Genomic DNA, 376 nt, shown 5'->3' with positions numbered 1-376 from the left:
TAAGGCGAACGCTAAGATGAAGATCCCCAGTGCGGCGAATAGCGGCAGATAGTGCCGGCGGCTTCGAAAGCTCATGGTGAAGCTGATCAGCAGTGCAGTGAGCAATATTGCGGCTGGCAGCCAGACCAGTGGATTGGAAAGCCGCTGCGCATATCGAGCGTCAAGCGTCGCTGTCCAGACCACCAACACGGCCAAAAGCACCATGGTTACGATGGCCAGCACCCTCGCCTGTCGCCCTGATCGACGTTGCAGATTATCTACAGTGCGCCAATACAGCCAGCAGGCGCCCAACCACATATATCCCACTACGAGCACGGCGCCACAATACAGCGGAAACAGGCCCGACCATTCCCAGCCGTTCCCGCTGTACTGCCCC

1 protein-coding gene is annotated in these 376 nt (G+C 58.5%); it reads right to left on the bottom strand.

Going from position 1 to position 376, the window contains the following annotated elements; translation table 11 throughout:
* On the bottom strand, positions 1 to 376 hold a 376-nt coding region (locus ORL50_RS28810), incomplete at both ends, for a cytochrome d ubiquinol oxidase subunit II (RefSeq protein ID WP_266020104.1).

Source organism: Pseudomonas sp. RIT-562, assembly GCF_026241895.1.
GTDB classification, from domain to species: Bacteria; Pseudomonadota; Gammaproteobacteria; order Pseudomonadales; family Pseudomonadaceae; genus Aquipseudomonas; species Aquipseudomonas mandelii_F.
Note: the sequence above shows the minus strand (reverse complement) of the source record. Positions and strands in the feature narration are given on the sequence as shown.